The organism is Bartonella rattaustraliani AUST/NH4, assembly GCF_000312565.1.
Lineage (GTDB): Bacteria > Pseudomonadota > Alphaproteobacteria > Rhizobiales > Rhizobiaceae > Bartonella > Bartonella rattaustraliani.
Map to the genome: position 1 here is coordinate 1 of NZ_CALW02000017.1, position 5,659 is coordinate 5,659.

3 protein-coding genes are annotated in these 5,659 nt (G+C 44.6%); all 3 read right to left on the reverse strand.

Features of this window, described 5'->3' with window-relative positions; all coding sequences use genetic code 11:
* Positions 1–133: 133 nt before the first annotated feature.
* Positions 134–919, reverse strand: a complete 786-nt coding sequence (locus BN67_RS02970; protein WP_019222659.1) for a hypothetical protein — start codon at positions 917–919, stop codon at positions 134–136.
* A 1,082-nt stretch (positions 920–2,001) separates the two neighbouring features.
* Positions 2,002–3,843, reverse strand: coding sequence for a portal protein (locus BN67_RS02980; protein WP_026088133.1), 1,842 nt, complete (start codon positions 3,841–3,843; stop codon positions 2,002–2,004).
* Positions 3,843–5,168: a PBSX family phage terminase large subunit gene (locus BN67_RS02985; protein ID WP_019222663.1), complete on the reverse strand. Its 1,326-nt coding sequence runs from the start codon at positions 5,166–5,168 to the stop codon at positions 3,843–3,845. The genes BN67_RS02980 and BN67_RS02985 overlap by 1 nt, the downstream gene beginning before the upstream one ends.
* Positions 5,169–5,659: the final 491 nt, after the last annotated feature.

Sequence of the window (5,659 nt, forward strand, 5' to 3'; positions counted from 1 at the left end):
CAAAAAGGACCCCCCAACCCTCTCACACAACGGCTAAAAACCCTCAATACAAGTGCCTTAAAATATTCCCGTACACAGCTCAAAGCTCTCAACACAAACGCCTCAAAGACCCCAACGCAGCCACTCCTCATCATTATGCTTCACCCCCACCCATTAAGCGATTAAAAGCAGCTTTGTTTTTAGGATCTGTCACCCAAGTGCTAAACTCTACTTCCGACATTTTGTCGAGCATCTCTAAAGAAATAGGCCCGTTGGGTGTTAAACCGTTATAAGCAGCCAATGTGCGTGCAGAATTATGCCTTTCCTGCAAATTCTCACCCATGTTCTTTGGAACATTTGTGTAACCAATTTTTTGCGCAATCGTGTAGATCACTTCGGCAGGGTTTTGATTTTTTTGCGCACAATCTTGTAAAATCTGCTTCAGCTCATTGCCAATCACGGCATCAACAGTTTTTGGGTCCGCCATTTCGGGATAAAGAGAAGCAAAAGCAGCCAACTGTTTCGCGCGTGTTTCATAAATAAAATCAGCAGCTTGATCAAAATCATGATATTTTTGCTTGACGCTGGCAACAGATTGTTGATAGAAATTATGTAACTGTTCAGCTTCAAGGTAAGGTTGTTGCTTGTTGTTCGCCTCCTCCTGTTCATGGAGTTTTTTTCCCAACCATTGCATATATCCCATAAAGTCTTTTTGCGGATCTGGAGGTGCCTCACCTTCTTGGGTCTTTTGAACTTCCTGTGTTTGAAGAGAGTCCTGCATGGATGGCTGTTGATGCAAATTTTGCGGTCCTTGGAAATTTTCATCAAGCGCTTTTGCTGTTTTTCTTCCAATTTCACTGTCTTTTTCCTGTCCCGTTTCTGGAGAAAAACTCTGGTTCAATTGGTTTTGTTCTGCCGGCGTTAAGTGTTCTTGATCCATATTGTTTGCCTTTTCTTTTTAAATAATAAGATAATATTCTTCAAAAGAAGCCCTTTCGCTCCTCTACAAAGAGACGAGCGCCTCGATATGCCTACCTCTCGGATACACCACTGTGCCTGTTCAACCACCATCACCCCTAAGACACCTCAACAGTACCCCTCTCTGACACGCCCCAACGCTCCATTCCAAAATGCCCGCTGTATTTCTCTAACATATCCTCAGCGCAACATACCCACTGTACTCATTTCTAATACCCAAAAACCTCCGCTCTCTTGCACCAGCGCCCTTTGCGCATCTTAGCTGATAGTTTTGTGCTAACCATTTTATGGTTCATAAGATGCCGGTAAAAATGCGGTGCGAAGAACCCACTTTCTGCAACGAGAGCCTTTAACTTTGCGCATTTATTTTCTGCAAAAGTGGCTGTATCAACTGCTCAGCATGCCCACCACACCTCTCCGATACACCACTGTACCTGTTCAACCGCCATCACTCCTAAGACACCTCAACAGTACCCCTCTCTGACACGCCCCAACGCTCCATTCCAAAATGCCCGCTGTATTTCTCTAACATATCCTCAGCGCAACACACCCATTGTGCTTACTTCCAACGCCCCTAAATATCTCTCTTTGACAAGCCTCTGTGCTCCACTCAAAAGTGCCCGCTGTACCTTTTTCAACATACCCACTACACGCCCCTTCAAAACGCCCTCTGCATCCCTCTCTCCAACACTTCTCAATACCCCTCTTCAACATACCCCAACGCCCCACTCCAAAATGCTGCCACCTGCAACAATCCCCTGCTCCAAAACGCCAGCGCCCTTGCACCGATGCCTCTTGCGCATGAAGTGATTTGAATGCCGATTGAGTAAAACACCAGAGCTTTTTGCACCAAACAAGCACTAATGAGACATAAAGCACCACAGGTGAGGGAGAAAATGCTTACAGCTATCAACACCCGCAAATGGTTACTTTGGCTGAATGCCGATCTCAACGAAGACTTTTGTACATTGCTAACCATTTTATGGTTCATAAGATGCCGGTAAAAATGCGGTGCGAAGAACCTACTTTCTGCAACGAGAGCCTTTAACTTTGCGTATTTATTTTCTGCAAAAGTGACTGTATCAACTGCTCGGCATGCCCACCATCTTCACCTCCAACATGCCCACTCTCTTGCATGGAGGGACCTTGTTCATCGGCACCCTGTTTTTGTGCTTTGATAGCAATTTTATGGATCAGTGATGCTGGTAAAGGTGAATAGCGTAAAAGATCGAGCATAATTTCTGGAGTTGTAAAATTTTGCATCAAGGGGAGCAATTGCATAATAATAGCAAATGTCCGCTCTTTTTCATTCAGACTTGTTGGTGCATCATCAACCACAATATCATATTCAAGACTTGTGATCATTTCCCGTGTGAGTGGCACATATTGTGCGTTTTCCTCACCGGCAATACGCACCAGCCGTCCATCGGAAAGATAGTTTTGAATCAGATAGAGGATAATTTTTCCCTGTCGTTGGCGATAACGACGCAAACCATCAAAGAAAGAAGCCAATAGATTAAGAGAGGACTGTCTGCGTTGTTCTTCAAGGATTCCAGGTTGATTAACAGCCCGTGTTCCAATAAATTCCGAAGACAATCCCGTGACTTGTTCGATAGCACTTTTTGCCTCATTAAACAGTTGAAAGAAACCTTGCGGGAATTGAGCCACGGGTTTAGGCTGGATTCTTCCCCCAGAAACAGCGCCACTTTTAAGCCAAGTAATGCTGTCTGCTCTTGCCCAACTTTCCACAGCTTGTCGATCATCATCAAAAGCATCGCGTTCAGCCATAATACCGCCTTTTGACTGACTATTGAGCAAATGCATAATTTGGCTAAAATATTTATTTGCCCAGCGCTGAGGATCTTTTGTTGGCCTTACAATCCCGTAAAATTGTCGGCTGAATTTATCAAAAGTCCCTGTAATACATTCCCATCCCAATTGGTTTGCTGGAACCAATGGCTTATCGGGTGCTTCGAGCAATTTTTTTCCTAAAAAAGCACGTTTGACAATTTTTCTGGTTAATTTTGTTGCTTGGAGGAGTGGAAAATTTTGACGTAAAGTTTGAAATTCTTTTTCTGAATAGTCGGTAAATTTTCCGCTTTGTGGATCAAGAACTTTATAGACAACCTCGCGTTCAAACCACCGGCATTCAGCTAAAGTGACCATTTTGGGGCGTTGATAGTTGTAAGCATTTTCTCCCTCAGCCATGGTATTTTGTGTTTTGTCAGTGCTTTCTTGGTGCAAAAAGCTATGGTGTTTCACCCAATCGGCATTCAAATCACTCCAATGGATATGCGGAAACATTTCTTGGGCAAGGGTAATAGGTTTTTCATCAATGTACCACACGCGCTGTGCATCAACCAAATTTGGTTTCACAGCACTTGCATCCCATACCATTTTCATGGGATCTAAACGTGCAATCACGGGTTTTCCTTGAGGATCTTCTTCATAATCAAGCCTCGTATCGGTCCACCCCATTCCGCAAATAATTGCATCTTGAAAAGCATCAGAATCTTCATACTCGCCATCAGCTTCGTCACGAAACCATTCAGCCGCACCAGTGAGAATCTGGTTGGCGAATGCGGCCCCTTCTTGACGTGGAATGAATTGCACTTGCCGTTTATTATTGCGTTCAGCACCGATGACGGCATTAATCAAAGGCGCAATACGGTTAAAGGTCATCACCGGTCTGTTTTGTTCACGCAAGACGCCAAGGTCTTGTTCATTCCATTGCCGTCCATTATAAAAGTCGTAGTCTTCTTGGGCATTTTTTCGCCATTCCTCGACATGGGTGATATCGTCATGATACCAGCCAACGAGTTTTTTAAACAATGCTTGCTGCTCAAGTGTGTCGATTGCATTAAAAGGATCTGTAGAAATATTCATTAAAAAGCCATCCATGAAGTTTGAGAATGGTGAGAGGAAGGATAAAGATTTTTTTTGGGTTTTGTGTGCGGTTGTTCATAAGCCACACACATGAGTCCGAAGGCATCGGCGCCATGGCTCGCCCAATCATGTTCAGCGCCCAAACCGATATTGCGCTGTTCATCACGTTTTTCGTGATACCAAGCGAGTGCTTTTCGTCCTGCTTGTGTTGTTTCACGGTTAAACCATATGGCAGGAAACAATCGCCTTACCGCTTCGATACGCATTTTGACAGCCCCACTTCCTTGATTAGGGATGACTTTTGTTTGAAATCCTGCTTGTTGGAGAGCGCTTTCAAAACTGACATTATAGACACGATCTTTTGTTGCGCCATCATGGGGCAAGACCATCAGCGCCTTTTCATACCCTCTTTGGAACACCCAACCGACATGTTCAGAGAGAGGTTGTCCTTGCGCTTCATAATAATCGAGAACGCGGATTTCTCGTCCTACAAATTGAGCGACCCATAAAGCGGTCGCATCAGCCTTTGCACCGGTTCCTCCGATATCCCAAAAGATTTTAATTTGCATAAGTGGGTCTCGTGGCACGGTGGTGATACGTCCTTCTTGTTCGGCTTCAAGAAGGGCTTTTTGGTAATAAGCACCTTGTACGCCTTGGAGATATTCCCCTTCCCAAATATGGTTATATTGTTCTGGTCTTTGCTGCAAATCGTTGTTTCGATCTCTGTTAAGCTTTTCTGGAAATTGCGGGTTATCACGCCAATTGATTTCAACGCCTTTGATATGAGGATTGTTAACATGACGAAAACGTTTTTCCACGGGCGAATTTTCACGGCAAGGGTTCCATGTCACCCATAATTCAGCATTCCAATCTTTTCCTTCTTCACGCAAAGTTGGAATAAGCGTTTGCCAAGCGGATTCTGTCACCGGTTCTGCTTCATCAACCCAGCAAAGGAAAACACGTCCCATTGATTTAATACTTGCGATATTGCGATCCAATCCGGCAAAGACATAAGCGATACGTCCGTCTTTTGACTTTATGTATTTATCACCAACGTCATAATAGTCTTGAAGGAAAGGATAGGCTTCAATAGCCCGTTTAATTTCTTCTAATGAGCTTTCATTGAGGGAATTTTGAAATTGTCGTGCACAAAGAATAATGCCTCGTTCTCCGGCTTTTCCATGTCGATATCCGATGACAGCCGACATGAGGGCAAAGGAGCGTGTTTTTCCAGATCCCCGTCCCCCCCAAGCGGCACGCACATCAGCTTTTCCGGTAAAAACGGGAATAAGCTTTGGAATAAGAGCAATTTTTGCCGTTGTCATTCATCCTCAAGCACTATAATTTAAAAAAACCACGCCTTTATAGGTTATGAAAAGCTTCAAGCTTCCTGCCCCCAAACATTCTACTCCTTAAAAGCAAGCGCAACATTCCTCCAATATCGGCTTCAAGAAGCACGCTCTTCACCCGCCTGTTCTCAAGACACCGCATTCTCAACCACTTACACCTGCAACATCATAGTTTGTAGCGTCCCGCCCCAAACATCATGCTCCTCAACCGCTTACCTCTCAAGTCCCACAACTTTAGCCTTCGGATTTTTAAGCCTCGTGATCACGGATCACCACTCTTCAAACACCGCGCCATCAACCGTTCACGTCCGAAACATCACAGAGTTGCGTGCCTTCCAAACCTCTTGGTCCTCACTCTGTTGCCCCTTGACACCACAATCTTTGAGCCTTCAGATCTGCAAAACAGGTAATTTTCGATCACCTACTCTCCAAACCTCGTGGTCCCGTAACCAGCGACTCTTCAGACA

Excerpts from the sequence above, each read along its gene's own strand:
- BN67_RS02970 (WP_019222659.1), bottom strand. The coding sequence starts at position 919 with ATGGATCAAGAACACTTAACGCCGGCAGAACAAAACCAATTGAACCAG.
- BN67_RS02980 (WP_026088133.1), bottom strand. The coding sequence starts at position 3,843 with ATGAATATTTCTACAGATCCTTTTAATGCAATCGACACACTTGAGCAG.
- BN67_RS02985 (WP_019222663.1), bottom strand. The coding sequence starts at position 5,168 with ATGACAACGGCAAAAATTGCTCTTATTCCAAAGCTTATTCCCGTTTTT.